This is a genomic window from Streptomyces sp. NBC_00344, assembly GCF_036088315.1.
Taxonomy (GTDB): Bacteria; Actinomycetota; Actinomycetes; order Streptomycetales; family Streptomycetaceae; genus Streptomyces.
In genome coordinates, this window is sequence record NZ_CP107996.1 from 4,830,254 (window position 1) to 4,856,101 (window position 25,848).

Here is a 25,848-nt window from a genome sequence, read left to right on the forward strand (position 1 = left end):
TGGGGGTTGCGCTCAAACGAGCGGGTTGATGCGGGGTGCATTTCTCAAAGGGTGGCACTGGGTGCCAATGCTCGATCATTCTTCCCGTGAAGTCATGGTTGCCGTGCGTGGGTGCGCCAGACGCTTACGCTCACACAGCGCTCCATTGCGTTCAAGAGATGAAGTCAGATGGGTGTTGACTCCACCCTTCTGAACACTTTCGATCTGCTGGCAGACGAGTGGTTACGGCCGTATGACGCACAAGTGGACGTACCCAGGCGCCTTCGATCTGGGTATGTTCCTCGCCGTCAGGGCAGCCACCGCGTCCTCGAGGAGTCGAGACCCGTGTCGGAAAACAAAGACCTCCACGTAACGAAGTTCGTCTACGACTTCACCGAGGGCAACAAGGACCTCAAGGACCTGCTCGGCGGGAAGGGCGCCAACCTCGCCGAGATGACCAACCTCGGTCTGCCCGTCCCTCCGGGTTTCACGATCACCACCGAGGCCTGCAAGGTCTATCTCGACAGCGGTGACGAGCCTGCCGCGCTCCGCGACGAGGTGAGTGCACACCTCGACGCCCTCGAGAAGACGATGGGCAAGAAGCTCGGACAGCCCGACAACCCGCTGCTCGTCTCGGTCCGTTCCGGCGCCAAGTTCTCCATGCCGGGCATGATGGACACCGTCCTGAACATCGGCCTCTCGGACAAGTCCGTGGTCGGCCTCACCAAGCAGGCCGGCGACGAGCGCTTCGCCTGGGACTCCTACCGCCGCCTCATCCAGATGTTCGGCAAGACGGTGCTCGACATCGACGGCGAACTCTTCGAGGATGCGCTGGAAGCGGCCAAGTCCGCCAAGCAGGTCAGCGTGGACACCGACCTCGAAGCGGCCGATCTGAAGAAGCTGGTCCGCCAGTTCAAGAAGATCGTTAAGCAGGAGGCGGGCCGGGACTTCCCGCAGGACCCCCGCGAGCAGATGGACCTCGCCATAAAGGCGGTCTTCGAGTCCTGGAACACCGACAGGGCCAAGCTCTACCGTCGCCAGGAGCGCATCCCCGGCGACCTCGGCACGGCCGTCAACGTCTGTTCCATGGTGTTCGGCAATCTCGGCCCCGACTCAGGTACCGGAGTCGCCTTCACCCGTGACCCGGCCAGCGGCCATCAGGGCGTCTACGGCGACTACCTTCAGAACGCCCAGGGCGAGGATGTCGTCGCCGGCATCCGCAACACCGTGGCGCTCGCCGATCTCGAGCAGATCGACAAGAAGTCCTACGACCAGCTGATGCAGATCATGGAGACCCTGGAGACCCACTACAAGGATCTCTGTGACATCGAGTTCACCATCGAGCGCGGCCAGTTGTGGATGCTCCAGACCCGGGTCGGCAAGCGCACCGCGGGTGCCGCCTTCCGGATCGCCACCCAGCTGGTCGACCAGGGCCTGATCGACGAGGCCGAGGCGCTGCAGCGGGTCAACGGCGCGCAGCTCGCCCAGCTGATGTTCCCGCGCTTCGACGAGGACGCCAAGGTCGACAGGATCGGCCGGGGCATCGCCGCATCACCGGGCGCGGCCGTGGGCAAGGCCGTCTTCGACTCCTACACCGCGATCAAGTGGTCGCGTTCGGGCGAGAAGGTCATTCTCATCCGTCGCGAGACCAACCCGGACGACCTCGACGGCATGATCGCGGCGGAAGGCATCCTCACCTCCCGCGGCGGCAAGACCTCGCACGCCGCCGTCGTGGCCCGCGGCATGGGCAAGACCTGTGTCTGCGGCGCGGAGGAGATCGAGGTCGACACCAAGCGCCGCCGGATGACCGCCCCCAACGGTGTGGTCATCGAGGAGGGCGACGTCGTCTCGATCGACGGCTCGTCCGGCAAGGTCTACGCGGGCGAGGTGCCCGTCGTACCGTCACCGGTCGTCGAGTACTTCGAGGGCCGGATGCACGCGGGCGCCGACGACGCCGACGAGCTGGTCGAGGCGGTGCACCGGATCATGGCGTACGCCGACCGCCGCCGCAGGCTGCGGGTGCGGGCCAACGCGGACAACGCCGAGGACGCGCTGCGCGCCCGGCGGTTCGGGGCGCAGGGCATCGGTCTCTGCCGCACCGAGCACATGTTCCTCGGCGAGCGCCGTGAGATGGTCGAGCGGCTGATTCTGGCCGACACCGACGACGAGCGGGAGACAGCGCTCGGTGCGCTTCTGCCGCTGCAGAAGAAGGACTTCATCGAGCTCTTCGAGGCGATGGACGGGCTGCCCGTCACCGTCAGGCTGCTCGACCCGCCGCTGCACGAGTTCCTTCCCGACATCACCGAGCTTTCGGTCCGGGTCGCCCTCGCCGAGTCCCGCAAGGACGCCAACGAGAACGATCTGCGTCTGCTCCAGGCGGTGCACAAGCTCCATGAGCAGAACCCGATGCTGGGTCTGCGCGGAGTGCGTCTGGGCCTGGTCATCCCGGGTCTGTTTGCCATGCAGGTACGGGCCATCGCCGAGGCTGCCGCCGCGCGCAAGAACGCGAAGGGCGACCCGCGGGCGGAGATCATGATTCCGCTGGTGGGCACCGTCCAGGAGCTGGAGATCGTCCGGGAGGAGGCCGACCGGGTCATCGCCGAGGTGGAGGCCGCCACCGGTGTCGCACTGAAGCTGACCATCGGCACCATGATCGAGCTGCCGCGTGCCGCGCTCACCGCCGGCCAGATCGCCGAGGCCGCGCAGTTCTTCTCCTTCGGCACCAACGACCTCACCCAGACCGTGTGGGGCTTCTCCCGTGACGACGTGGAGGCCTCGTTCTTCACGGCCTACCTGGAGAAGGGCATCTTCGGGGTGTCCCCGTTCGAGACGATCGACCGGGACGGCGTGGGCTCGCTGGTGCGCAGCGCCTGCGAGGCCGGCCGGGCCACCCGCCCGGACCTCAAGCTGGGCGTGTGCGGCGAGCACGGCGGAGACCCGGAGTCGGTGCACTTCTTCCACGAGGTGGGGCTGGACTACGTCTCCTGCTCGCCTTTCCGTATCCCGGTGGCCCGGCTCGAGGCGGGCCGCGCGGCGGCGCTGTCGAAGGGCAGCGACAGCCGCTGAGCAGGCTCCGGAGCAGCCGGCGGGTCACGTCGAGACCCTCACCGACCTCGTCGGCGGCTCCGGTGTGACAGACGGAGGGGCGGTACCCCGTGCGGGGGTTGCCGCCCCTCCGTCGCGCGCGGACCGAGCGGCGCCCGCCCGTTCCGTCGCGCCCGCTCCCGTACCGGCCTGCGTCCCGCTCGTCCTCAGTCGTCGATCCCGGAGCGCTCCACGCCTGCCACGATGTGCCGTTGGAGCAGCAGGAACACCAGCAGCAACGGCAGGATCGACACCGCGGCCGCGATGAACAGCTCATGGATGTTGACCACCTGGGCGGTGGTGAAGGTGGAGAGCGCCACCTGCACCGTCCAGGCGTTCTTGTCCTGGCCGATCACCAGCGGCCAGAGAAACGCGTTCCACGCCCCGATGAAGACAATCGTGCCGACCGCCGCGAAGACCGGCCGGGAGTTGGGCACGACGATGCGCCAGTAGGTGCGCCAGTACCCCAGGCCGTCGACCTTCGCCGCGTCCTCCAGTTCCTGCGGGAAGCCCAGAAAGTACTGACGGAAGATGAAACAGGCGAAGGCGGAGAAGAGCGTCGGGACGATCAGCCCGCGCAGGGTCGAGATCCAGCCGAGCGTCGAGACAAGCACGAAGCTCGGCACGAACGTGACGGCGGCGGGGACCATCAGCGTGCCGAGGATCGCGTAGAAGACCTTGCCCGCGTGCCGGTAGGGGATCCGGGCCAGTCCGTATCCGGCCAGTGACGCGAGCAGCACCGTACCGAGCGTCGTCGCGACGGCGATCAGCGCCGAGTTGAGCAGGGAGCGGGCCATCGGGACCGCGGGGTCGTCGAAGAGTTCGGTGATGTTCGACCACCGGAGGTCCGAAGGGAAGAAGGTCCACTCCGGCGATGTGATGTCCTGCTCGGTCGCGAGGCCGTTGCGCAGCAGCAGGTAGAAGGGGATCAGGAAGAGCGCCGCGAGCGCGATCAGCAGCACGACGCGCAGCGCACGCCCCGCCCGCACCAGGCCCTGATCGTGGCCGGCCGGTGTTCGGGCCATCTCAGTCCTCCTTTCTGCCGAGCCCGAACCACCGGGCCTGGACGATCGTCACCACCGCGATGATCAGAGCGAGGATGACCGCTCCCGCGCTGCCGAGACCGAGGTTCTGCCCCTGCCCCAGAGCCGTGTAGTAGAGATAGACGAGCGGGGGCCGCGCGTACGGCGGATAGCCGCGGGCGTCGCTCAGCAGGTTGTAGAACTCGTCGAACGCCTGGAAGGCGTTGATGACGAGCAGCAGTACAACGGCCACCGAGGTGGCGCGCAGCTGAGGGAAGGTGATGTACCGGAAGACCTGCGGGCCCGGCCGGGCCCCGTCGACCGCTGCCGCCTCGTAGAGCTGCGCCGGGATCCGCTGGAGCCCGGCGAGGAACAGCACCATGTAGAAGCCTGCCTGCAACCACAGCCGCACGGTGACGATCACCAGCCAGTACCAGGGCGGGTGGGTCGTCGAGAGCCAGGCGGTCTGGTCGCGGCCGAACCAGTCGAGCACCGTGTTGGCGAGCCCGAACCGCACTCCGTTGAAGATCGACAGCTTCCAGATCAGGGCCGCGACGACGTACGAGCACGCCGCGGGCAGGAAGAAGACCGACCGGAAGAAGGCCTGGGCGAACCGCAGCCTGTTCACCATCAGCGCCAGCGCGAGCGAGAGGGCGTAGGTCGCGGGCACGATGAAGAGGGAGAAGACCGTGAAGGTCCACAGACTGCCGGTGAACGCCCCGTCGCGCAGCATCGACGTGTAGTTGTCGAGCCCCACGAACTTCGTCGGCGATACCGTGTTGTGCGCGTCGAAGAAGCTGAGGTAGAGGCTCCACAGCAGCGGTACGTAGGTGAAGAGCCCGAGGCCGGCGGCGAACGGGCCGACGAAGACCCAGAACCACAGGGTGCGGTGACTCGACTGTTGCCTCACTAGTGCCTCAGGACTTCTTCTTCTTGACCCGTCGCAGTTCGTCGTTGGTCCTGCGGACCACCGCCTTGAGCTCGGTGTCCGGATTGGCCCCGTCCTTGATGATGCGGCTGAGAGCGTCCTGGTACGCGGTCTGGTCGGCCGGTGTCCACAGCAGCGGCTGGGCGTAGCCGTTCTCGGTGGCGTACCGGACGGCGTCGGCCGCCGCGCCCTCCCGCAGCTTCTGCGCCTTCCTCGCCAGCGAGATCCGGGCCGGGACATGGAACCCGTAGGAGAGGGCGAAGTCCTCCTGATAGGCGGTCCTGTCGATCCAGAGCCACTTGGCGAACGCCTTCGCCTCGGCCCGGTGCCTGCTGCGTGCGCTGACCGCGGAGCTGTAGGCGCCGACCGGGACACTGGGTTTGCCCGCGGCGCCGTCCCGGGGGAAGGGCAGTACGCCGAAGTCGTCGCCCAGGGCCTTCTTGACGGCGGGCAGTGCCCACAGCCCGGACCACTGCATGGCGGTGAGCCCCTGGATGAACGCGGACGGGTCCGACCAGTCGGTGGGCGCGCCGAGCAGCAGCGACTTGTCGGCGTAGAGCCGGTGGAACTTCCCCAGAGTGCGGGCCGCGGCCGGGTCGTCGAAGCCGGCCTTGCCGTCCTCGGTGATGAGGCTGAGTCCGGCCGCGTACAGCGGTGTTCCGCCGAGCACCCCGGCTCCGCCGTCATTGCCCAGGAACAGTCCCTTGACCTTCTTGCGCGTCAGCTCCGCGGCAGCGTAAATCAGTTCGTCGAGAGTGCCCGGAGGCCGCAGATTCGCGTCCTGGAGCAGACTCTTGCGGTAGAAGAGCAACTGCATGTCGATGACCTGCGGGATGCCCCAGATCCTGCCTTCCCAGGTCTTGGGTGCGAGCACGGCGGGATTGAAGTCGTTCTTCACGCCGTCGAAGAGATCGGTGAGATCGGCGATCTGGCCGCCCTGGATCTGGTCGAGGGTGGGCCCGTTGACCTCGAAGACATCGGGCCCGGACGAGGTGAGCAGCGCCGCCGCGGTCTGCTGGTCGTAGTTCCCCGGCCGCCATTGCACCTTGACGTCTGCCTTGCCGTACGCGCCGGCGTACCGCCGTACGGCCTGTTCGGTTCCGGCCTCGCCGTACTGGTGGTACCACTGCTGAAGCGTGACTGCGCCGCCGCTGTGTGCGTCGCCCGAGCCGTCGTTGTCCCGTCCGGTGTTGGACCCGCAACCTGCCGCGAGTGCCCCGGTCAGTGCGAGGCTGCCACCGGTACTGAGCAGTCGCCTGCGACTGATGGTCATGATGCGTCCCCCTGGTTCCGTGGGCCCTGATCGTCGTTGTACGGCCCAACGATCAACCATGCGACGGGATTACGACAGGGGTGTTGCGCGCGGATGTCGTCGCCACGGGTGACGCGGGGAGAGTGAGGAAGGACCCGGGACGGTTCGTTGCGGCAGGACCGATGAGTTTTCCTGCGGGCGTACGTCTACTTCTGTGAACGGCGCGCCACGGGGCGCGCCACCACGGGAAAGAGCCGATCATGCCGCAGCTGATCTTCGTCAATCTGCCGGTCAAGGACCTCGAGGTCTCGAAGTCCTTCTTCACCGCGCTCGGATACTCGATCAACCCGCAGTTCACCGATGAGAACGCAGCGTGCGTGGTCGTCAGCGACACGATCTACGCGATGCTTCTCACCGAACCGTTCTTCAAGCAGTTCACCCGGAAGAGCATCGCGGACGCCACCACGACCACCGAGGTGCTGGTCTGCCTCTCCGCCGAGAGCAGAGAGGCGGTCGACCGCCTCGCCGACACGGCTCTGGCCTCCGGCGGGACGCCGGCCAACGACACTCAGGACCAGGGCCCGATGTACGGGCGTTCCTTCCAGGACCCGGACGGTCACATCTGGGAGGTCATGTACATGGACCCCGCCGCGGTCGAGAGCTGACCGGGCCGCCGGCGCGCCGGGGACGTCAGACCGTGAGCCCTTGGTAAGACACCCTGGTGAGCTGCTCCGATGCCGCCCACAGCCGCTCGCCGGCCACATCGTTGGTCGTCCACTTCGCCCGCCAGGACGGCGCGGGAGCCCCGCGCCAGCCCAGGAACCGCGGCCCGGTGAAGGAATCGGGTCGTACGCCGGGTGAGGTCGCCGCGTAGAGCGTGGGCAGCGCTCCGGCCTCGGCGGGCTGAGCCATCAGCCGGTTGCCGAGCTCCGCCACCCGCTCGGCGTTCCTGCGCCCCTCCATCCGGACGCCGGCCGTCTGGAGATTGGTGTCCGCATAGCCCGGGTGCGCCGCCGCGGCCACGACATCGGAACCGGCGGCGGTGAGACGGCGCGCCAGCTCGTGGACGAACAGCAGATTCGCTGTCTTGGAGCGTCCGTAGGCGATCCAGCGGCGGTAATGGCGCTCGCTGTTGAGGTCCCCGATGTCGATGTTGGACAGGGCGTGGAACCCGCTGGACAGGCTCACCACCCGGGCGCCGGGCGTGGCGAGCAGTTTCGGGAACAGCAGCCCGGTGAGGGCGAAGTGCCCCAGGTGATTGACCCCGAACTGGGTCTCGAAGCCGTCGGCCGTCCTGGTGTAGGGGAGGGCCATCACTCCGGCGTTGTTGATCAGGAGGTCGAGGCGGTCGGCGGTGTACCCGGCGGCGAACTCCCGTACCGAGGAGAGGTCCGCCAGGTCCAGCGGTACGAACTCGGCGGACGCACCGGGCACCTCGCGCCGGATCCGGGCCTCGGCCTCGGTGCCCCGGGCCTCACTGCGGCACGCGAGCACCACGTGTGCTCCGCGCCGGGCCAGTTCGAGTGCGGTGACGAAGCCGATACCGCTGTTGGCCCCGGTGACCACGGCGGTGCGCCCGCTCTGGTCGGGGATGTCACTGGCGTTCCAGGCCTTGGTCATGGGCCCCAGCGTACGACCGGACGAACGGACCGGGCCGTCGGCCCCACCACGGCGGCCGAGCCCGTCCGGCCCGTCCGTCGGGCCGGTCGCCGCTCCGCCCTGCGGCCCCTCCCCGGCCGGCCCCGCTGTCGGGCAGCGGCGCCCTGCGGGAGAGGCGCGCGCCGTGCGGCCGGTCCGGGCCTGTCGCACGGCGCGCGCAGTGATCAGGCCGCCCGGACCGTGAAGGCGGGCACGGAGACCAGGTCGTCGTCGAGGCAGGCGCCGGTCTCCAGGTCGAAGCGCTGCTTGAGCAGTGGCGACGCGACGAAGGTCCGCCCCTCGTGCGTACCGATGAGGCCGCGGGACAGTACCTGCGCGCCACTGAACGGGTCGCGGTTGCCGATGGCGTAGGGGCGGGCGCCGCGGTCCAGGAAGAGAGCGACCTGGCGGCCGTCAGGAAGCAGCGCCGCGACACCCCGGCCCGGCGTCAGGTCGGAGCGGTCGCAGACCGTGAACCAGTCCTGGTTCACCAGCAGTTCGAGAGTCATCGCGCGATCGTCCCTTCCAGGGCGTCCAGGGTGAGAATCATCAGGTCGGGCTTGATCTGGTCGCGCTCCGGGACGAAGGCGACGGTCGGGTCCGGGGCGTCGGGGGCGTTGACGAACGAGACGAAGCGGCGCAGCCGCTCCGGGTCGTTGATGGTCTCCGCCCATTCGTCGCGGTAGTTGGCGACGTGCGCCGCCATGAGCGCCTCCAGCTCGCCGCAGAGTCCGAGCGAGTCGTGCACGACGACGTCCCGCAGGTGGTCGAGGCCGCCGTCGAGGCGCTCCAGCCAGCCCGCGGTGCGTTCCAGCCGGTCCGCCGTACGGATGTAGAACATCAGGAACCGGTCGATCAGGCGCACCAGTTCGGCATCGGACAGATCCTGGGCGAGCAGGTCCGCGTGGCGCGGGGTCGCGCCGCCGTTCCCGCCGACGTAGAGGTTCCAGCCGTTGGCGGTGGCGATCACACCGAAGTCCTTCGACTGGGCCTCGGCGCACTCGCGGGCACATCCGGAGACCGCCGACTTCAGCTTGTGCGGGGCCCGCAGGCCGCGGTAGCGCAGCTCCAGGTCGATCGCCATCTTCACCGAGTCCTGCACGCCGTAGCGGCACCAGGTCTGCCCCACACAGGACTTCACGGTGCGCAGCGCCTTCCCGTAGGCGTGTCCCGACTCGAAGCCGGCGTCCACCAGGCGCGTCCAGATGAGGGGAAGCTGCTCGACCCTGGCACCGAAGAGGTCGATGCGCTGGCCTCCGGTGATCTTCGTGTAGAGGCCGAAGTCCCGTGCCACTTCACCGATCACGATCAGCTTCTCCGGGGTGACCTCGCCACCGGGAATGCGCGGCACGATCGAATAGGAACCGTTCTTCTGCAGGTTCGCCAGGAAGTGGTCGTTGGTGTCCTGGAGCGCTGCCTGCTCACCGTCCAGGATGTATCCGCTGGCCTCGATGCCCGGGGCCAGGCTCGCCAGGATGGAACCGACGGTCGGCCTGCAGACCTCGCAGCCCTCCCCGCCGCGTGCGCTCTCGCGGCCGTGACTGTCGAGCAGTTCGGCGAACGAGTTGATCCGCAGGGTGCGGGCGATCTCGTACAGCTCGCTGCGGGTGTGCGGGAAGCAGCCGCAGAGCCCCTTGTCGCCGGTCTCCGGCAGCAGCTGGCCGATCAGCTTGACGCAGCTGCCGCAGCCCGTACCGGCCTTGGTGCACTTCTTGACCTCGGGGAGTGCCGAGCAGGCGGTGATGGCGGCCTTGGTGACGTTGTGGCAGTTGCAGATCACCGCATCGTCGGGCAGCGATGAGGGGCCCAGGGTGACGGCGGAGCCGGCGGGCGCGATCAGCTGCTCGGGAGCGATGGGCGGTACCGAACCGGTCAGCGGGCGCAGCATCGCGTAGGCGTCCGCGTCCCCCACCAGGATGCCGCCGAGCAGGGCGCCCTCGGGGGAGACCACCAGCTTCTTGTAGACCCCCGAGCGGGAGTCGGAGTAGACGACGTCGAGGGATCCTTCGGCGTGACCGTGGGCGTCCCCGAAGGACGCCACGTCCACGCCGAGCAGCTTCAGCTTGGTGGAGAGGTCCGCGCCCGAGAAGGACCTGGAGTCACCTGCGATGGTGACCGCCGCCGTCTCGGCCATCTCGTAGCCGGGCGCCACCAGACCGTAGACCCGGCCGTCCGATGCCAGCGCGCACTCGCCGATCGCGAAGACCGCCGGGTCCGATGTCCTGCACTGTTCGTCGACCGTGATGCCGCCGCGCTCGCCCACCGCGAGACCGCAGTCGCGGGCCAGCTGGTCGCGCGGACGGACCCCGGCGGAGAAGACCACCAGGTCGGTGGCGAGGGTGGAACCGTCCGACAGCGCCATGCCGCTGACCGCGCCGTCCTGACCGGTGGTCACCTCCTGGGTGCCGACACCGGTGTGCACGGTCAGACCCATCGAGCTGATGGTGCGCAGCAGCGCGGCGCCGCCGCCCTCGTCGACCTGCACCGGCATCAGCCGCGGTGCGAACTCCACGATGTGGGTGTCGAGTCCGAGCCCGCTGAGCGCGCCTGCCGCCTCGAGGCCGAGCAGGCCGCCGCCGACGACCGCGCCGGTCTTCGCGGTCCTCGCGTACTCCTCTATCGCGAGCAGGTCCTCGATGGTGCGGTACACGAAGCAGCCCGTCGCGTCCTTGCCGGGCACCGGCGGCACGAAGGGGTACGAGCCGGTGGCCAGCACCAGCGTGTCGTAGCCGAAGACCTTCCCCGCCCGTGAGGTGACCGTGCGTGCGGCGCGGTCCACGGTCTGCGCCGGGTCGTCGAGGCGCAGCTCGATGCCGTGGCGCTCCAGGAAGCCGTCCTCGACCAGCGAGAGGTCGTCCGGCGTACGGCCGGAGAAGTACGAGGTCAGCTGGACCCGGTCGTAGGCGGCGCGGGGTTCCTCGCAGAGCACCACCACGCTCGCCCTGTCGGTGACGCCCTGCTCGGCGAGTGCCTCGAGGAAACGCTGGCCGACCATCCCGTGGCCGATGACCACGATCGTGGGAGTGGACATCTCAGGAGCCTCCAAGCAGATGGAACAGCGGGGTGGAGGGGAGCGGTTCGTCGCCCTCCCAGGTGCGGGCGAGCTCATCGACAGCGGTGAGATCGCCGAGAAGTACGCCACCCACGAGGCGGTCGCCGCGGAGGACGACCTTGCGGTAGGAGCCCCGGGTGGCATCGGCGAGACGCACCACGTCGTCGCCGGGGAGCGGGGTGGTCTCGCCGAAGGCGGCGAGATCGAGGGGGCCCACGCCGGGCAGCGTGAGCCGGGTCAGGGCGCGGGTGCCGGTGTAGGCGGCGGCCCTGCCGGTCAGCAGCGCGGCGAGCGCGTCGGCCTGCTCCACGGCCGGGCCTGCCAGGCCGTAGATCCGGCCCCGGTGCTCGGCGCAGTCGCCGACGGCGTGGATGTCCGGATCGGACGTCCGCAGTTCGTCGTCCACGACGATCCCCCGGCGCACCTCGAGACCGGCGGCCCCGGCGAGGCCGGTCCTCGGGCGTACTCCGCAGGCCAGCACGGTCAGATCGGAACCGAGCACATAGCCGTCGGCGAGCTGGACATCGGTGCCGCGCAGACCGCGTACCCGGCACTCCGTGTGCACCTCGACGCCCAGTGACTCCAGATGTCCGCGCAGCAGATCGCTCGCAGCGAGGTCGAGGTGGCGCTCCATCAGATGCTCGCCCTGCTGGGCCAGCACCACCTGGGCGCCGCGCTCGGCAAGCGCCCTGGCGGCCGAGACACCGAGCAGCCCGCCACCGATGACGACGGCGCGGGTGCCCCCGGTGACGGCGGCGGCGAGCGCCAGGCAGTCGTCCATGGTGCGGAACGGGTGGACACCGTCGGGCAGCTCGTCACCGAGCCCGCGCAGCGGCGGCAGGACCGGATTCGATCCGGTGGCCAGGACCAGGGTGCCGTAGGGGACCGCGCTGCCGTCGTCGCACTGCACGACCCGGTCGGCACGGTCGATCCTGACCGCCCGCACCCCGCGCCGTACCTCGGTAGCGGGGAGGGAGATGACCTCGGGCCCGTAACGGCCCGCGAGGACATCGGCGAGCAGCACCCGGTTGTACGGAGCGTGCGTCTCCTCGCCGAGCACCGTGACGGCCGAGCCCGAGCCCGCCAGCTGTCCGGCCAGCCGGGAGCCGGCCGTGCCGCCGCCGATCACCACGATGTCCTTGCCCATAACCGCAGCGTGCGCGGTGGGTGTTACCCGACGGGATCCCGGCTGTTTCCCCGCGGGCACGTTGCGCTCAGCGCGGGCCGGGGCGGGGTGTGAGGCCCGGCGCCCGCCGCCGTGCCCCGTCGAGGGGGTGGGGCAAACCGAACCATCCGCCTCCGTGCGGGCACGATCGATCCGGCGCCGTCCAGCCGGAAGGCTGGACGCATGGACCTCACACAGCAGCCCGACGCCCCTCGGAGTACCCGCCGCGGCAGCGCGGCCGACCGCGCCCTGACGATCCTCCATGAGCCGTTCCGCGCCGCTACCTGGCGGCGTACGGCATACATCCTGCTCGTACTCCCGGTCGGCCTGGTGTGCGTCCCGCTCGCTCTCGTCGGCGGCCCCGCAGGCCGGGTCCAGCGCGGTCTCGCCCGCCGGCTGCTCCACCTGGACACCGAGGAGCCGGCACGCACCGGGCCGATCGCCCTCGCGCATGCGGTGATCAGCGCCCCGCTGAACCTCGTCGCCTTCACGGTCGTCTGCTACTTCTGGACCATCGTGGGAATCAACCTGGGCTATCCGCTGCGGACCGACGGCGGCCCCGCCCACTCCTGGGGCGGCCCCACCATGGCGGGGGCCTGGGCCGTGCATGCCGTGGGCGGAGGGGTGACGTTCCTGTTCCTCACCCCCTGGGTCGTCAAGGGGTTCACCGCACTCCAGTCGCGGCTGGTGACAGGCTTCCTGGGCACGGACCGCACCGCGCTCCTGCGCACCACGGGCATCGCCCTCGGTGTCGCCGCCGTGTGCGCCCTGCTCTCCGTGCCGATCATCCACCAGCTCTAGGTTGTCCCTCATGCGACGACGTCTGTGTGCCCTCCTCTACGCGGTCCTGGCCCTGCCCATCGCCCTGCTGGGCATGGTGCTGGTCCTCGCGGGGCTGCTGGCCGGCGGAGTCCTCTCGGTCACCCCGCTCGGACTGTGGCTCATCGCGCTGACGGCGCGTGGGGCACTTGGTGCCGGACACCTGCAACGAAAGCTGTGCAGCAGCCTGTTGGGCATACGGATCGACCCGCCGGCGGGTCGCGAGGAGCGGGGCGTGTTCGGCTGGCGGCGGTCCGTGCTCGGGGACCGGGCCGCCTGGCGGGCGGTGGGCTGTGCGCTGGCGGCGCCGCTGACCGCCGTACCGCCGCTGGCCGCCGCGGTGTGCGGGTACGTCTACGGCCTGTTGTTCCTCCTGCACCCGCTGATCAAGCGGTGGAACTACTGGACGGTCCGCGAGCCCGACGGCTCGGTGCGCCATGTTTCGCTGGAGATCGCGAACGTCCAGCTCGACTCCTGGCCGAGGTGGCTGATCGTCGTGGCGGCCGGCATCCTGCTGCTGCTCCTCGCACCGTGGCTGGTGCGCTGCGCACTCGTCCCGCACGGTCTCCTGCTGCGTTCCCTGCTCGGCCCGGACGCCGCGGGTCAGCGCATCCGCACCCTGGAGGAGACCCGCACCCAGGCCGTCGACGACGCCGCCGCGACGCTGCGCCGTATCGAACGCGATCTGCACGACGGCACCCAGGCACGGCTGGTCGGCCTCGGCATGCACCTCACCGTGATCGCCGAACTCGTCGAGGCCGGAGCCGGCCGGGACCAGCTGCTCGCCACCGTCGAAATGGCCCGCACCAACGCCAAGCAGGCGGTGGCCGACCTGCGCGTCCTGGTCAAGGGCATCCATCCGCCGGTACTGGACCAGGGCCTGGACACCGCACTCGCGACCCTCGCGGCGGACAGCGCCCTGCCGGTGACCGTCACCGCCGACATCGCCGAACGGCCGTCCCCCGCCCTGGAGTCGATCGCCTACTTCTGTACGGCCGAACTCCTCGCCAACGCGGTCAAGCACAGCCGGGCTCCGGAGGTCCGGGTGGCGGTACGCGGCGCGGAGGGCGCTCTGCGGCTCTCCGTACGCGACGACGGGTGCGGAGGAGCGGTAGTCGGTGCGGGCAGCGGACTGACCGGGCTGCGGGCCCGGGTCCGTACCGTGGACGGCACACTGACCTGCGAAAGCCCCGTCGGAGGACCTACGGTGGTGACCGTCACCCTCCCGTACCGATGACATTCCGAGGCAGGCCCCATGCGCGTCGTCATTGCCGAGGACTCAGCGATCCTGCGTGACGGCCTCGTCCAACTCCTCAGCCTGCGCGGGGTGGAGGTGGCAGCAGCGGTCGGGGACGCGGAGGCGCTGCTCGCCGCGGTCGGGGAACACCGCCCGGACGCCGCCGTGGTCGACATCCGGCTGCCGCCCGGACACACGGACGAGGGACTCCGCGCCGCGGTCGCCATCCGCAGGTCCTCGCCCGGCGTCGGCGTGCTGATCTTCTCCCAGTACGTGGAGACGAAGTACGCGGCGCAGCTGCTCGGAGACGGCGTCGGCGGAGTCGGCTACTTGCTGAAGGAACGGGTCGTGGACATCGGGGAGTTCGTCGACGCCCTGCACCGGGTGGCGGCCGGCGGCACCGCACTCGACCCGGAGGTCGTCGCCCAGCTCTTCGGCGCCGGCCGCCGTACCTCCGCGCTGGACGCACTGACCCCGCGGGAGCGGGAGGTGCTGGGTCTGATGGCGCAGGGGCACACGAACCACACCATTGCCGCGTCCTTCGTCGTCTCCGAGCGCGCTGTGGAGAAACACATCTCGAACATCTTCACCAAACTGGACCTGCCGCCGTCGGAGACGGGCCACCGCAGGGTGCTGGCGGTGCTCCGGTATCTGGAGGACGCGGGGGCCTGACAGCGGAACATCGGCCATGCCGAAGCCCATCCGGCCCTTCAGGGGCGCGGGTGCTGCGGAAAGCCGAGGCCCTACGGGGTGTGCGGTGCGTCCGGCTCCCGCTCCACCCGTACCGCGCACACCTTGAACTCGGGCATCCGGGAAACCGGGTCGAGCGCCGGATTGGTGAGGGTGTTGGCGCGGCCCGCGCCCGGCCAGTGGAAGGGCATGAAGACGGTGTCGGGGCGGATCGTGTCGGTGATCCGGGCCGGTGCCACGGCCTGTCCGCGGCGGGACGTCACGGTCAGCGGCTCGCCGTTCACCGCGCCGATACGGTCCGCCAGCCGCGGATGCAGCTCCACGAAGGGGCCGGGCGCCGCCGCGTTGAGTTCGGCCACCCGCCGGGTCTGGGCGCCCGACTGGTACTGGGACACCACCCGCCCCGTGGTCAGGAACAACGGGAAGTCCGCGTCCGGCTCCTCGGCGGCCGGCCGGTGCGATACCGCGGCGAACCGTGCGCGGCCGTCGTGGGTGGCGAACCGGTCGAGGAAGAGCCGGGGCGTGCCGGGGTGCCGCTCGCCGGGACACGGCCAGAAGACGCCGTCCTCAGCGGAGATGCGGGCGTAGCTGATCCCCGAGTAGTCGGCGCCCCCGCCGGCCGAGGCACGCCTCAGCTCGTCGAACACCTCCTCGGGCGCGGCGGAGAACCCCTTCTTGTGGCCGAGCAGCCCGGCCAGGCCGTGCAGCACCTGAAGATCGCTGCGGACCCCCGCCGGCACCGGGAGCGCGGCGCGGCGCAGCAGCACCCTGCCCTCCAGATTCGTGGTCGTCCCCGTCTCCTCGGCCCACTGCGCCACCGGCAGAACGACATCGGCGAGCGCCGCCGTCTCGGAGAGCACCACGTCCGCCACCGCGAGGAAGTCCAATGCCCGCAGCCGGCCCTCGACATGGGCGGCGTGCGGCGCGGAGACAACCGGGTTGGACCCCATGAGGAGCAGGGACTTCACGTCTCCGCCCAGTGCGTCGAGCAGTTCGTACGCGCTGCGCCCCGGCCCCGGCAGAGTGTCCGGATCGACGCCCCACACCCCGGCGACATGACGTCGCGCCGCCGGGTCGGTGAGCTTGCGGTAACCGGGCAACTGGTCTGCCTTCTGGCCGTGTTCGCGGCCACCCTGGCCGTTTCCCTGTCCGGTGAGACAGCCGTACCCGGACAGCGGCCTGCCCGCCTTTCCGGCGGCGAGGCACAGGTTGATCCAGGCGCCGACGGTATCGGTGCCCTTGGACTGCTGCTCGGGGCCGCGCGCGGTGAGGACCATCGCGGACTCCGCCTCGCTGAACATCCGCGCGGCCTCCCGGAGCCGGGGGAGTGGAACACCGGTGATCCGCTCCACCATCTCGGGCCAGTGCGCCATCGCCGCTGCCCGCGCGTCCTGCCAGCCGGTGGTCCGCGCCGCGATGAAGTCGTCGTCGGTGCGGCCCTCGGCGATCAGCACGTGCAGCATGCCCAGCGCGAGCGCCAGATCGGTGCCCGGCCGGGGGGCCAGGTGCAGATCTGCCTGCTCGGCGGTACGGGTGCGGCGCGGGTCGACGACGATGAGCAGGCCGCCGTTCTCCCGCAGCTCCGTGAGGTACCGCAGCGCGGGCGGCATGGTCTCGGCGAGGTTGGAGCCGACCAGGATCACGCAGCCGGTGCGAGGGATGTCCTCCAGCGGGAACGGCAGACCGCGGTCGAGCCCGAACGCCTTCTGGTGGGCGGCGGCCGCGGACGACATGCAGAAGCGGCCGTTGTAGTCGATCTGCGATGTGCCCAGGACGACCCGGGCGAACTTGCCCAGGGCGTAGGCCTTCTCATTGGTGAGCCCGCCGCCGCCGAAGACCCCGACGGCATCCGCGCCGTGCTCGGTCCGGGTGCGCCGCAGCCCCTCGGCGATCCTCCCCAGCGCCTCGTCCCAGCCGGCCGGTTCGAGCCTGCCGGTGGCCGTGCGGCGTACCAGCGGCTCGGTCAGCCGCACCGCGGGCGAGAGCACGGCGGGAGCCGTACGCCCCTTGCCGCACAGCGCCCCCCGGTTCACCGGGAAGTCCGGGCGCTCCACCACCTCGAGGCCGCCGGCCCCCGGCCGCAGGTTCATCCCGCACTGCAGGGCGCAGTACGGGCAGTGGGTCGCCGTGGTCGCGGAGATGCCTGTGGACATGGGACGAGCCTGCATCCGCGGTGTTACGGCTCAGGCGACGACGCATTACGCACCGGGTACACCGACCTCAGCGCAACGTTCCGGGGGCTGTGAGGAAGTGGAGAGCCGCCCGATGGCCCCGACCTGCGCGGCTCACCGCTTCAGGGCGCGGGCGACGCTCTGCTCGTGCGGGCCGAGGAACTGCGGATCGGGCTTGAACGCGGCGTCCAGCGCGGCCTTCCCCGCCGCGAAGACCTCACGTGCTCCGCCGTAGTACCAGGTCACGTTGTGCACATCGCTGACCCCCACGCCGTACGCGTCGATGCCCGCGGCCCGGCAGAGGGCAACCGCCCGCCGGATGTGGAATCCCTGGCTCACCAGCACCGCACGGTCGACCCCGAAGATCTTTCTGGCCCTGACACAGGAGTCCCAGGTGTCGAATCCCGCGTAGTCACCGACGACCTGCCGGCCCGGCACACCCTGCCGGACCAGATAGGCCCGCATCGCATCCGGTTCGTCGTAGTCCTTGCGGCTGTTGTCCCCGGTGACGAGTACCACCCGGACCTTGCCCGCCCGGTACAGCGCGGCGGCCGCGTCCAGCCGGTGCGCGAGGTACGGCGATGGCCGGCCCTCCCGGAGCCCGGCGCCGAACACGACGGCGACATCGGCCGCCGGCACATCGGCCGCCGTCCGCACCCGGCTGCCGGCGACCGCGAACACCCAGGTGGCCGGCGCGAGCGCCAGCACACACCCCAGCACGACCGCCTGGACGGCCAGTCGTTTCCCGCGTCGCGTTCTCGGCAGCTGTGGCCTGCGCATGAAAGTCCCCCCGGTGGTGGCCGTGTCGTCGTCAGAGACGCTCCGGGCAGGCGTTCGGTTCGGCCCGCCACCGACCCCGCCACCGACCCTGCCACCGCGCCGCCCCGGCGGGGTCAACGCACGCGGTACGACAGATGTGTCACTCCTCTCCCCTCGATCACCGACGGCTCCTGCAACACCAGAGGGGTCTTGCTGATGTGGTCGAGGAAGCGGATTCCGTCGCCGAGCAGCAGCGGCACCAGGTCGATCTGCAGTTCGTCGAGCAGCCCCAGATTCAGGCACTGCTGGGTGAGGTCGGCGCTGCCGACGGCGACAGCCTTGTCGCCGGCGGTCGCCTTGGCCTGCGCCATCGCGCTCTCGAGCCCGTCGGTGACGAAGGTGACCGGTGTGTCGGCGCGCGGCCAGCCGTCCGGAATGCTGTGCGTGACGACGATGACCGGTTTGCCCATGGGGTGGCCGCCGATCCAGCCGCCCGACTCGTCGAACGTGCGCCGCCCGTACAACAGCACCCCGATCCCCTCGAACGCCCGGTTCATGCGCTCGGCACTCGCGGCGGACAACCGGAACGTCATCTTCGGATCCGCGGTGCGGACGGGGACGTCCCCGCTCGCGTACCACTGGAAGAGGTGGTCGACGCCGTCGGTGGGGTGCGAGACGAACCCGTCGAGCGACATGGTCATATTGGCGATCACCTTCGACATCGGTCTGTTCCTCCGTAGGGCCGTCCCGTGGGCTCGTTCCCACGTTCCTCCACCGGGGACGGTCCGGCTACCGGAGGTCCGGCGGCTCTCCGGGGCACCGCCGCCGGGCCACCGGCGCGACGGAGCGGGGCACGACCGCCGCGGGCGGCCCGGGAGGTCCGCGACAAACGCCCGTGACCGCCGGGCAACGAGCCGGCAATCTCGGCCGGGCAGGATCGGCCCCATGAACCGGACGTCCGTGCACGCCCCAGCCCCCGCCCTCGTCGCCGTGGCGCACGGCAGCCGTGACCCGCGGGCCCTGCGCACCGTACGGACGCTCATGGAACGGGTACGGGAACTGCGCCCAGGGCTCTCCGTGCACCTGGGCCACATCGAACTGAACGAACCCCTGCTGCCCGCCGCACTCGCCGGCCTGACGGACGAAAGCGGCGGCGGGCGGGGGAGCAGCCCGGTACGCGCCGCCGTCCTGGTCCCGCTGCTGCTCAGCCGTGGCCATCACGTCAGCCACGACATCCCCCGGGCCGCCGCCACCGCCCCGGACCTGCACACCCGCTTCGCCGATCCGCTGGGGCCGCACCCCTTGGTGGTCGAGGCGCTGTACGCACGGCTCGTCGAAGCGGGCTGGCGCCCCGCGGACCACGGGTCCCGGTCCGCCGGGGTGGTACTCGCCGCGGCCGGCTCGCGTGACCCGGCGTCGGCCTCCGACGTCCGCCGCACGGCCGGGATGCTGAGCGAGCGGCTCGGGGGAGTGCCGGTCGTACCGGCGTACGCCTCCACCAGGTCACCCGCGGTGCCCGACGCTGTGCGGGCGCTCGCCGCCCGCGGCCGGCACCGGGTGGCCGTCGCCTCGTACTTCACCGCCCCCGGCCGTTTCGCCACCCAGAGCGCCGGGGCGGCGCCCTGGATCGCCGCCGCCCCGCTCGGCGCGCACCCCGCCGTCGCCCGTCTGCTGCTGCACCGTTACGACCGGGCGCTGCACAGCCCGGTGGCCACGCGGCAGCGTCGCCTGGCCGCTGCCTGAGGGGACGGATCCCGCCGGCCACGATGCCGGCGCACCGCTGCGCGCCGGCCGGGCGCGCACCGCACCGGCCGTGGTCCCGCCGCGCGCCGGACTCCTGCCCCAGCCGCACCGGTCGACGGAAACTCAGTACTGTCGGGGCATGGCAGGCACCGCGTACACCTCGACCGACTTCGAACGCTGGGACACCGAGCCGGACAAGCGACCGGGCCGGACCGCCTTTCAGCGCGACCGCGCGCGGGTGCTGCACTCCGCCGCGCTGCGCCGTCTCGCGGGCAAGACCCAGGTGGTGACACCCGGTTCCCGCAGTTCCGTCTGGGACTCGAGCCCGCGCACCCGCCTCACGCATTCCCTGGAATGCGCCCAGGTCGGCAGGGAGCTGGGTGACGCACTCGGCTGCGACCCGGACCTCGTCGAAGCGGCCTGTCTCGCCCACGACCTGGGGCACCCGCCGTTCGGCCACAACGGGGAGCTGGCGCTCAACGAGTTCGCCGAGGACTGCGGGGGCTTCGAGGGCAATGCGCAGTCGCTGCGGCTGCTGACACGCCTCGAGCCCAAGAGATTCGTGCGCGACCCGGACAGCGGGGAACTGGTCAGCGCGGGACTCAATCTCACCCGCGCCGCCCTGGACGCCGCCACCAAGTACCCCTGGACGCGCGGCGCGCACCCCACCGAACCGGGCTCCGGGAAGTTCGGGGTGTACGAGGACGACCTGCCGGTCTTCGAGTGGGCGAGACGGGGCGCCCCCGCGGACCGGAAGTGTTTCGAGGCGCAGGTCATGGACTGGTCGGACGACGTGGCGTACTCCGTCCACGATGTCGAGGACGGGCTGCACGCCGGGCACATCGACCCCGACTGCCTCAACTCCGGGCCGGAGCGGGCCGAGATCATGGCGGTGGCCATCGGCCGCTACGTACCGGAGGACACTGAACCCGAAGAGCTCGCAGCCGCGCTCGACCGGCTCCTCGCCCAGGACTGGTGGCCGCACGGATACGACGGGACGGCTGTCGCGCAGGCGCGGCTGAAGGACGCGACCAGCCAGCTCATCGGCCGCTTCTGTCTGGCCGCCGAAACCGCCACCCGCCGGGCGTACGGCGACGGGCCGCTCACCAGATACGCGGCCGAACTCGTCGTCCCGCACGGTGCACGGCTGGAATGCGCCGTACTCAAGGCACTCGCCGACCGCTACGTCATGCAGCGCGAGGAACAGGAGCTGCTCCGCGTCGACCAGCGCATCGTCCTCGCCGAGCTCGCAGCGGCGCTCACCACCCGCGCACCGGACGGCCTGGACCCGCAGTTCCGGGCGCTGTTCGAAGCGGCGTCCGGCGAACGCGGCCGCAAACGGGTGATCGTCGACCAGATCGGCTCATTGACCGACGCGTCGGCACGTTCTCTGCACGCGCGACTGACCGGCCGTCACTGAAACGCGGTCCCGATGGACAGCAGGACGGGGCGGCATGCCATCATGACCGGCCATTCCTGACCGTGCGTGAGCCTCAACACCTCACACCCTCTTCCCCCATCACACGCCGTGCGGGACGCTCCCAGTGGCGCCAGCACTACAAGGAGGCATCAAGTGGTCGACGCACATCAGACGTTCGTCATCATCGGCGGAGGGCTCGCGGGGGCGAAGGCCGCCGAAACCCTCCGCTCCGATGGGTTCACGGGTCGCGTGATCCTCATCGGGGACGAGCGCGACCACCCCTATGAGCGCCCACCCCTTTCCAAGGGATACCTGGCGGGCAAGGACGAGCGGGACAGCGTCTACGTCCACGAACCGGCCTGGTACGCACAGGCGGACATCGAACTGCACCTCGGCCAGACGGTCGTCACGGTCGACCGCGACGCCAAGGCGGTACGGCTCGGCGACGGCACCGCGATCCACTACGACAAACTGCTGCTGGCCACCGGTGCGGAGCCGCGGCGCCTCGACATCCCCGGCACCGACCTCGCGGGCGTCCATCATCTGCGCCGGCTCGCCCATGCCGACCGGCTGAAGCAGGTCCTCGCGTCCCTGGGACGCGACAACGGACACCTGGTGATCGCCGGCGCGGGCTGGATCGGCCTGGAGGTGGCCGCGGCAGCGCGCGGCTACGGCGCCGAGGTCACCGTCGTGGAGCCGAACCAGACGCCACTGCACTCGGTCATCGGTCCGGAGGTCGGCCAGATCTTCACCGATCTGCACGCCCAGCACGGAGTCCGCTTCCACTTCGGTGCCCGCCTCACCGAGATCACCGGGCAGGACGGCATGGTCCTGGCCGTCCAGACCGACGACGGCACGGAACACCCGGCCCATGACGTACTCGCGGCGATCGGCGCCGCGCCGCGCACCTCGCTCGCCGAGGCGGCGGGCCTCGAGATGACCGACCGCGGACACGGGGGCGGCATCGCGGTCGACGCCTCACTGCGCACATCCGACCCCGACATCTACGCGGCGGGCGACGCGGCGGCCGTCCAGCACCCGCTTCTCGGCACCCGGCTCCGCGTCGAACACTGGGCCAACGCACTCAACAGCGGTCCCGCAGCCGCGCGCGCGATGCTCGGCCAGGAGGTGTCGTACGACCGGATCCCGTACTTCTTCTCAGACCAGTACGACCTGGGCCTCGAGTACTCGGGCTGGGCGCCGCCGGGCGCCTATGACCAGGTACTCATCCGGGGCGATGCGGGCAAGCGGGAGTTCATCGCGTTCTGGATGAAGGACCGCCGGGTGCTGGCCGCGATGAACGTCAATGTGTGGGACGTCACCGACCAGCTCCAGCGGCTGATCCGCTCCGGCGCGCAGCTGGACCCCGAAGCGGTCGCCGACCCTTCGGTCGGCCTGGAGACCCTCGGCAGCTGACCCGGCACCCGGCGTCCTGGCCCCGCCCCCGGGGGGCGGGGCCGCTTCAGCGGTGAACCCTGGACCGTCATCACCGGACGCCCCCGTCTTCCGGGGAAGGCCCGGATCCCGTACGGACCGACAGCCGGGCGGGCGGTCCGGGACGGCCCGCACAAGGTGTCCGACCCGGACCGTAGACTTCATGCGTGGCAGGCAGGATCAACGATGACGATGTGAAGGCGGTCCGGGACGCGGTCCCGATCGACGCCGTCGTTTCCGAGTACCTCCAGCTGCGCAACGCCGGCGGCGGGAATCTGAAGGGCCTCTGTCCCTTCCACGACGAGAAGTCCCCCTCCTTCCAGGTCAGTCCCAGCAAGGGCCTGTTCCACTGCTTCGGCTGCCAGGAGGGCGGGGACACCCTCGCCTTCATCATGAAGATCGACCACCTCTCCTTCAGCGAGGCGGTCGAGCGGCTGGCCGGCACGGCGGGCATCACCCTCCGGTACGAGGAGGGCGGCTACACCCCGAACAGCCAGCGCGGCGAGCGCATCCGGCTGGTCGAGGCACACCGGGCCGCCGCGGATTTCTACATCGGCCAGCTGGACAGCGCAGAGGCCGAGACCGGCCGCAAGTTCCTCGCCGAGCGCGGCTTCGACCAGGCGGCGGCCACCCATTTCAGCGTCGGCTACAGCCCCGCGGGCTGGGACCATCTCACCCGCTTCCTGCGCGGCAAGGGGTTCTCCGACAAGGAGCTGCTCGCATCGGGGCTCGCCCAGGAGACCCGGGGCGGCAAGCCCATCGACCGCTTCAGGGGCCGGCTGATGTGGCCGATCCGGGACATCAGCGGCGAAGTCGTCGGATTCGGTGCGCGCAAGCTGCGCGACGACGACAACGGCCCGAAGTATCTGAACACCCCCGAGACGGCGATCTACAAGAAGTCGCAGGTGCTGTACGGGATCGACCTGGCGAAGAAGGAGATCGCCAAGTCGAGCCGGGCGGTGGTCGTCGAGGGCTACACCGATGTCATGGCCTGTCACCTGGCCGGAGTGACCACCGCGGTCGCCACCTGCGGCACAGCCTTCGGCACCGACCACATCAAGATCCTCCGCCGGCTTCTGATGGACAACGGCAGCGCCCGGGTGATCTTCACCTTCGACGGTGACGCGGCCGGCCAGAAGGCCGCTCTGCGCGCCTTCGAGGACGATCAGAAGTTCGCGGCCGAGACCTACATCGCCATCGCTCCCGACGGTATGGACCCCTGCGATCTGCGGCTCGCCCAGGGCGACGGCTCGGTGCAGGACCTGGTCGAACCGCGCACCCCGCTCTTCGAGTTCGCGCTGCGCCAGATCATCTCCCGCTACGACCTGGAGACCCCGGCCGGCCGGGCCGCGGCGCTCGACGAGGCCGCGCCGGTGGTGGCGAGGATCAAGAACAGCGCCTCGCAGCACGAGGTCGCCGTCCAGCTGGCCGGCATGATCGGCATCCTGGACACCCAGTTCGTGGTCAAACGCATCAGCCAGCTGGCGCAGTGGGCCCGCGGCCGGGGCGGCGGGCCGGGCCCCTCGCGCGGTTCCGCCCGCGGCGACACCGCCCAGCAGCGGGTCCAGGCGCCGCCCGCCGGGTTCAGCGGCCCCGCGCTCAACCTCCGCAGCCCCGCGCACCGCACCGAGCGTGAACTGCTCAAGCTCGCGCTCCAGCGGCCCGAGCTGGTCTCACCGGCCTTCGACGCCTATGGCATCGACGAGTTCACCGCCCCGCCCTACGCGGCCGTACGACTCGCGATCATGGAGGCGGGTGGTGCCGATCAGGGCATCACCGACTCCTCCGCCTATCTCACCCGGGTGCGCGAGGCCGCGCCGGACGACGTGGTCCGCGCCGTGGTGACCGAGCTCGCCGTCGAGGCGATCATGCGTCGCACGGTGGACGAGGTGTACGCGGGCGAGCAGCTGGTCCATGTCCGGCTGCGCGCGGTGGACCGCCGGGTCATGGAGGTCCAGGGCACTCTGGCCCGGGCCTCCACACAGGGCGACGCCGAGCAGTACGCCGCCGTGCAGAACGAACTCTGGACGCTCCAGCAGTACGGCCGCTCGCTGCGCAACCGCGGCGCCGAGGCACTCTGACCCGGGCCTTTCCCGACGGGGCTCCGGCCCCCCCGCCTGCCCCGTAACCGCCGGGTCACGGGGCGGACTCAGAAAGTCACCGCACGCCCCTCGTGGCGGCGATGTGTCGTACCCCACACTGGACTGCGGTGTCTGAGTCCTCGGAGTACGGCCGGTCCACCGGCAGTGGGCCACCGGCTCCCGCGGACCCGCTCATCGAGTACGGGACGGAAGGCGGCCCGGCCGCCGATGTCCCGCTGCCGCACGCCCCCGAACCGGCAGTCATCCTGGAGGCCGCCCCCGTGCAGACCCGGACCCTGACCGAAACCGAAGTGGCCCCGGCAGTCCCCGGACGGGAACCGGCCTCGCCCGCTCCCGGAACCGGGCCCGCCGCCGAGGGGGACCGGCCCCCGGCCGAGGTCGTGACGGAGGACCCGGCGGACGGTCCAGGACCGCCCCGTGCCAGGGCCGCCGACACCGCCGGCCCGACGTCCGACCTCTTCCGTCAGTACCTGCGCGAGATCGGCCGCATCCCCCTGCTCACCGCGGCGGACGAGGTGGACCTGGCCCGCCGTGTGGAAGCCGGTCTCTTCGCCGAGGAACGCCTCGCCGGTGCCAGCGACCTCGACTCCCGGCTCGCCGTCGACCTCGACCGGCTGGTGGTCATGGGCCGGATGGCCAAGCGCCGCCTCATCGAGGCCAACCTGCGCCTGGTCGTCTCGGTGGCCAAGCGCTATGTGGGGCGGGGTCTGACCATGCTCGATCTGGTCCAGGAAGGAAACCTCGGCCTGATCAGGGCGGTTGAGAAATTCGACTACGCCCGCGGCTACAAGTTCTCCACCTACGCGACCTGGTGGATCCGCCAGGCCATGTCCCGGGCCCTGGCGGACCAGGCGCGGACGATACGAGTCCCCGTCCACGTGGTCGAGTTGATCAACCGGGTGGTGAGGGTGCAGCGGCGGATGCTTCAGGAACGCGGCTACGAACCCACCCCGCAGGAAGTCGCGGACCAGCTCGAACTCACCCCCGAGCGGGTCGGCGAGGTCCTGCGGCTCGCCCAGGAGCCGGTCTCCCTCCACACCCCGGTGGGGGAGGAGGACGATGTGGCCCTCGGAGACCTGATAGAGGACGGCGACGCGGCGTCGCCCGTGGAGTCGGCGGCCTTCCTCCTGCTGCGTCAGCATCTGGAGGCGGTGCTGTCCACGCTGGGCGAACGGGAGCGGAAGGTCGTCCAGCTGCGGTACGGGCTGGAGGACGGCAGACCGCGGACGCTGGAGGAGATCGGCCGGATCTTCGGCGTGACGAGGGAGCGGATCCGTCAGATCGAGTCGAAGACGCTCAACAAGCTGCGCGACCACGCCCTGGCCGACCAGCTGCGCGGCTACCTGGACTGAG

The 25,848-nt window shown here is 70.6% G+C and carries 20 protein-coding genes; 10 read left to right on the plus strand and 10 right to left on the minus strand.

Annotation, left to right across the window (positions count from 1 at the left end; genetic code table 11):
- Positions 1 to 324 precede the first annotated feature (324 nt).
- On the plus strand, positions 325 to 3,045 hold the full coding sequence (gene ppdK / locus OHS16_RS21725; RefSeq protein WP_328538899.1) for a pyruvate, phosphate dikinase: 2,721 nt from the start codon (positions 325 to 327) through the stop codon (positions 3,043 to 3,045).
- Between the two features lie 185 nt (positions 3,046 to 3,230).
- Here ppdK and OHS16_RS21730 read toward each other — a convergent pair whose 3' ends face one another.
- The 3 genes from OHS16_RS21730 to OHS16_RS21740 are packed head-to-tail and all read right to left on the minus strand — an operon-like array spanning position 3,231 to position 6,286.
- The gene (locus tag OHS16_RS21730) at positions 3,231 to 4,088 is read right to left on the minus strand and encodes a carbohydrate ABC transporter permease (protein ID WP_328538900.1); all 858 of its coding nucleotides are present in this window, start codon (positions 4,086 to 4,088) and stop codon (positions 3,231 to 3,233) included.
- A 1-nt stretch (position 4,089) separates the two neighbouring features.
- Positions 4,090 to 4,995 (minus strand): carbohydrate ABC transporter permease, encoded by a 906-nt coding sequence (locus OHS16_RS21735; RefSeq protein WP_328538901.1) that lies wholly within the window; start codon positions 4,993 to 4,995, stop codon positions 4,090 to 4,092.
- Between the two features lie 7 nt (positions 4,996 to 5,002).
- Complete coding sequence (locus tag OHS16_RS21740; protein ID WP_328538902.1) at positions 5,003 to 6,286, minus strand: ABC transporter substrate-binding protein; 1,284 nt, start codon at positions 6,284 to 6,286, stop codon at positions 5,003 to 5,005.
- Between the two features lie 239 nt (positions 6,287 to 6,525).
- Here OHS16_RS21740 and OHS16_RS21745 point away from each other — a divergent pair, with 239 nt between their 5' ends.
- A complete protein-coding gene (locus OHS16_RS21745; protein WP_328538903.1) occupies positions 6,526 to 6,930 on the plus strand; it encodes a VOC family protein in 405 nt (134 codons plus the stop codon).
- Positions 6,931 to 6,955: 25 nt separating this feature from the next.
- Here OHS16_RS21745 and OHS16_RS21750 read toward each other — a convergent pair whose 3' ends face one another.
- From OHS16_RS21750 to OHS16_RS21765, 4 genes are all read right to left on the minus strand, one after another.
- Entirely contained in the window at positions 6,956 to 7,885 is a 930-nt protein-coding gene (locus OHS16_RS21750; protein ID WP_328538904.1) for an oxidoreductase, read from the minus strand.
- A gap of 203 nt (positions 7,886 to 8,088) precedes the next feature.
- Positions 8,089 to 8,412, minus strand: coding sequence for a nitrite reductase small subunit NirD (nirD, locus tag OHS16_RS21755; RefSeq protein ID WP_328538905.1), 324 nt, complete (start codon positions 8,410 to 8,412; stop codon positions 8,089 to 8,091).
- Positions 8,409 to 10,934, minus strand: coding sequence for a nitrite reductase large subunit NirB (nirB, locus tag OHS16_RS21760; RefSeq protein ID WP_328538906.1), 2,526 nt, complete (start codon positions 10,932 to 10,934; stop codon positions 8,409 to 8,411). Before nirB ends, nirD begins: the two co-directional genes overlap by 4 nt.
- Position 10,935: 1 nt before the next feature.
- On the minus strand, positions 10,936 to 12,102 hold the full coding sequence (locus OHS16_RS21765; protein ID WP_328538907.1) for an NAD(P)/FAD-dependent oxidoreductase: 1,167 nt from the start codon (positions 12,100 to 12,102) through the stop codon (positions 10,936 to 10,938).
- Positions 12,103 to 12,303: 201 nt separating this feature from the next.
- On the opposite strand from OHS16_RS21765, the gene OHS16_RS21770 reads away from it, so the two are divergent.
- The 3 genes from OHS16_RS21770 to OHS16_RS21780 are packed head-to-tail and all read left to right on the plus strand — an operon-like array spanning position 12,304 to position 14,848.
- On the plus strand, positions 12,304 to 12,921 hold the full coding sequence (locus tag OHS16_RS21770) for a hypothetical protein (RefSeq protein ID WP_328538908.1): 618 nt from the start codon (positions 12,304 to 12,306) through the stop codon (positions 12,919 to 12,921).
- A gap of 10 nt (positions 12,922 to 12,931) precedes the next feature.
- Positions 12,932 to 14,176, plus strand: a complete 1,245-nt coding sequence (locus OHS16_RS21775) for a sensor histidine kinase (RefSeq protein WP_328538909.1) — start codon at positions 12,932 to 12,934, stop codon at positions 14,174 to 14,176.
- Between the two features lie 18 nt (positions 14,177 to 14,194).
- Positions 14,195 to 14,848, plus strand: coding sequence for a response regulator transcription factor (locus OHS16_RS21780; RefSeq protein WP_328538910.1), 654 nt, complete (start codon positions 14,195 to 14,197; stop codon positions 14,846 to 14,848).
- Positions 14,849 to 14,919: 71 nt separating this feature from the next.
- Here the strand turns inward: OHS16_RS21780 and OHS16_RS21785 are convergent, their stop codons facing one another.
- From OHS16_RS21785 to OHS16_RS21795, 3 genes are all read right to left on the minus strand, one after another.
- Entirely contained in the window at positions 14,920 to 17,019 is a 2,100-nt protein-coding gene (locus OHS16_RS21785) for a molybdopterin oxidoreductase family protein (RefSeq protein WP_328538911.1), read from the minus strand.
- Positions 17,020 to 17,151: 132 nt separating this feature from the next.
- Positions 17,152 to 17,817 carry a SanA/YdcF family protein gene (locus tag OHS16_RS21790; protein ID WP_328538912.1) on the minus strand — a complete coding sequence of 222 codons (666 nt, stop codon included), beginning with the start codon at positions 17,815 to 17,817 and terminating at the stop codon, positions 17,152 to 17,154.
- Positions 17,818 to 17,930: 113 nt separating this feature from the next.
- Positions 17,931 to 18,518 (minus strand): dihydrofolate reductase family protein, encoded by a 588-nt coding sequence (locus OHS16_RS21795; protein ID WP_328538913.1) that lies wholly within the window; start codon positions 18,516 to 18,518, stop codon positions 17,931 to 17,933.
- A gap of 223 nt (positions 18,519 to 18,741) precedes the next feature.
- On the opposite strand from OHS16_RS21795, the gene OHS16_RS21800 reads away from it, so the two are divergent.
- The 5 genes from OHS16_RS21800 (at position 18,742) to OHS16_RS21820 (ending at position 25,847) form a co-directional block, all read left to right on the plus strand.
- Positions 18,742 to 19,539: a sirohydrochlorin chelatase gene (locus OHS16_RS21800; protein ID WP_328538914.1), complete on the plus strand. Its 798-nt coding sequence runs from the start codon at positions 18,742 to 18,744 to the stop codon at positions 19,537 to 19,539.
- Between the two features lie 139 nt (positions 19,540 to 19,678).
- A complete protein-coding gene (locus OHS16_RS21805; protein ID WP_328538915.1) occupies positions 19,679 to 20,959 on the plus strand; it encodes a deoxyguanosinetriphosphate triphosphohydrolase in 1,281 nt (426 codons plus the stop codon).
- A 153-nt stretch (positions 20,960 to 21,112) separates the two neighbouring features.
- Positions 21,113 to 22,375 (plus strand): NAD(P)/FAD-dependent oxidoreductase, encoded by a 1,263-nt coding sequence (locus OHS16_RS21810; RefSeq protein WP_328538916.1) that lies wholly within the window; start codon positions 21,113 to 21,115, stop codon positions 22,373 to 22,375.
- Positions 22,376 to 22,560: 185 nt separating this feature from the next.
- Positions 22,561 to 24,474: a DNA primase gene (gene dnaG / locus OHS16_RS21815; protein ID WP_328538917.1), complete on the plus strand. Its 1,914-nt coding sequence runs from the start codon at positions 22,561 to 22,563 to the stop codon at positions 24,472 to 24,474.
- Between the two features lie 128 nt (positions 24,475 to 24,602).
- Positions 24,603 to 25,847 (plus strand): RNA polymerase sigma factor, encoded by a 1,245-nt coding sequence (locus OHS16_RS21820; RefSeq protein WP_328538918.1) that lies wholly within the window; start codon positions 24,603 to 24,605, stop codon positions 25,845 to 25,847.
- Position 25,848: the final 1 nt, after the last annotated feature.

What these genes read in the sequence shown, in the direction of transcription:
- OHS16_RS21745 (WP_328538903.1), top strand. Translation starts at nt 6,526, where the DNA reads ATGCCGCAGCTGATCTTCGTCAATCTGCCGGTCAAGGACCTCGAGGTC.
- OHS16_RS21780 (WP_328538910.1), top strand. Translation starts at nt 14,195, where the DNA reads ATGCGCGTCGTCATTGCCGAGGACTCAGCGATCCTGCGTGACGGCCTC.
- OHS16_RS21770 (WP_328538908.1), top strand. Translation starts at nt 12,304, where the DNA reads ATGGACCTCACACAGCAGCCCGACGCCCCTCGGAGTACCCGCCGCGGC.
- OHS16_RS21790 (WP_328538912.1), bottom strand. Translation starts at nt 17,817, where the DNA reads ATGCGCAGGCCACAGCTGCCGAGAACGCGACGCGGGAAACGACTGGCC.
- OHS16_RS21800 (WP_328538914.1), top strand. Translation starts at nt 18,742, where the DNA reads ATGAACCGGACGTCCGTGCACGCCCCAGCCCCCGCCCTCGTCGCCGTG.
- OHS16_RS21805 (WP_328538915.1), top strand. Translation starts at nt 19,679, where the DNA reads ATGGCAGGCACCGCGTACACCTCGACCGACTTCGAACGCTGGGACACC.
- OHS16_RS21765 (WP_328538907.1), bottom strand. Translation starts at nt 12,102, where the DNA reads ATGGGCAAGGACATCGTGGTGATCGGCGGCGGCACGGCCGGCTCCCGG.
- OHS16_RS21740 (WP_328538902.1), bottom strand. Translation starts at nt 6,286, where the DNA reads ATGACCATCAGTCGCAGGCGACTGCTCAGTACCGGTGGCAGCCTCGCA.
- nirB (WP_328538906.1), bottom strand. Translation starts at nt 10,934, where the DNA reads ATGTCCACTCCCACGATCGTGGTCATCGGCCACGGGATGGTCGGCCAG.
- OHS16_RS21775 (WP_328538909.1), top strand. Translation starts at nt 12,932, where the DNA reads ATGCGACGACGTCTGTGTGCCCTCCTCTACGCGGTCCTGGCCCTGCCC.
- OHS16_RS21750 (WP_328538904.1), bottom strand. Translation starts at nt 7,885, where the DNA reads ATGACCAAGGCCTGGAACGCCAGTGACATCCCCGACCAGAGCGGGCGC.
- OHS16_RS21730 (WP_328538900.1), bottom strand. Translation starts at nt 4,088, where the DNA reads ATGGCCCGAACACCGGCCGGCCACGATCAGGGCCTGGTGCGGGCGGGG.
- nirD (WP_328538905.1), bottom strand. Translation starts at nt 8,412, where the DNA reads ATGACTCTCGAACTGCTGGTGAACCAGGACTGGTTCACGGTCTGCGAC.
- OHS16_RS21785 (WP_328538911.1), bottom strand. Translation starts at nt 17,019, where the DNA reads ATGTCCACAGGCATCTCCGCGACCACGGCGACCCACTGCCCGTACTGC.
- OHS16_RS21795 (WP_328538913.1), bottom strand. Translation starts at nt 18,518, where the DNA reads ATGTCGAAGGTGATCGCCAATATGACCATGTCGCTCGACGGGTTCGTC.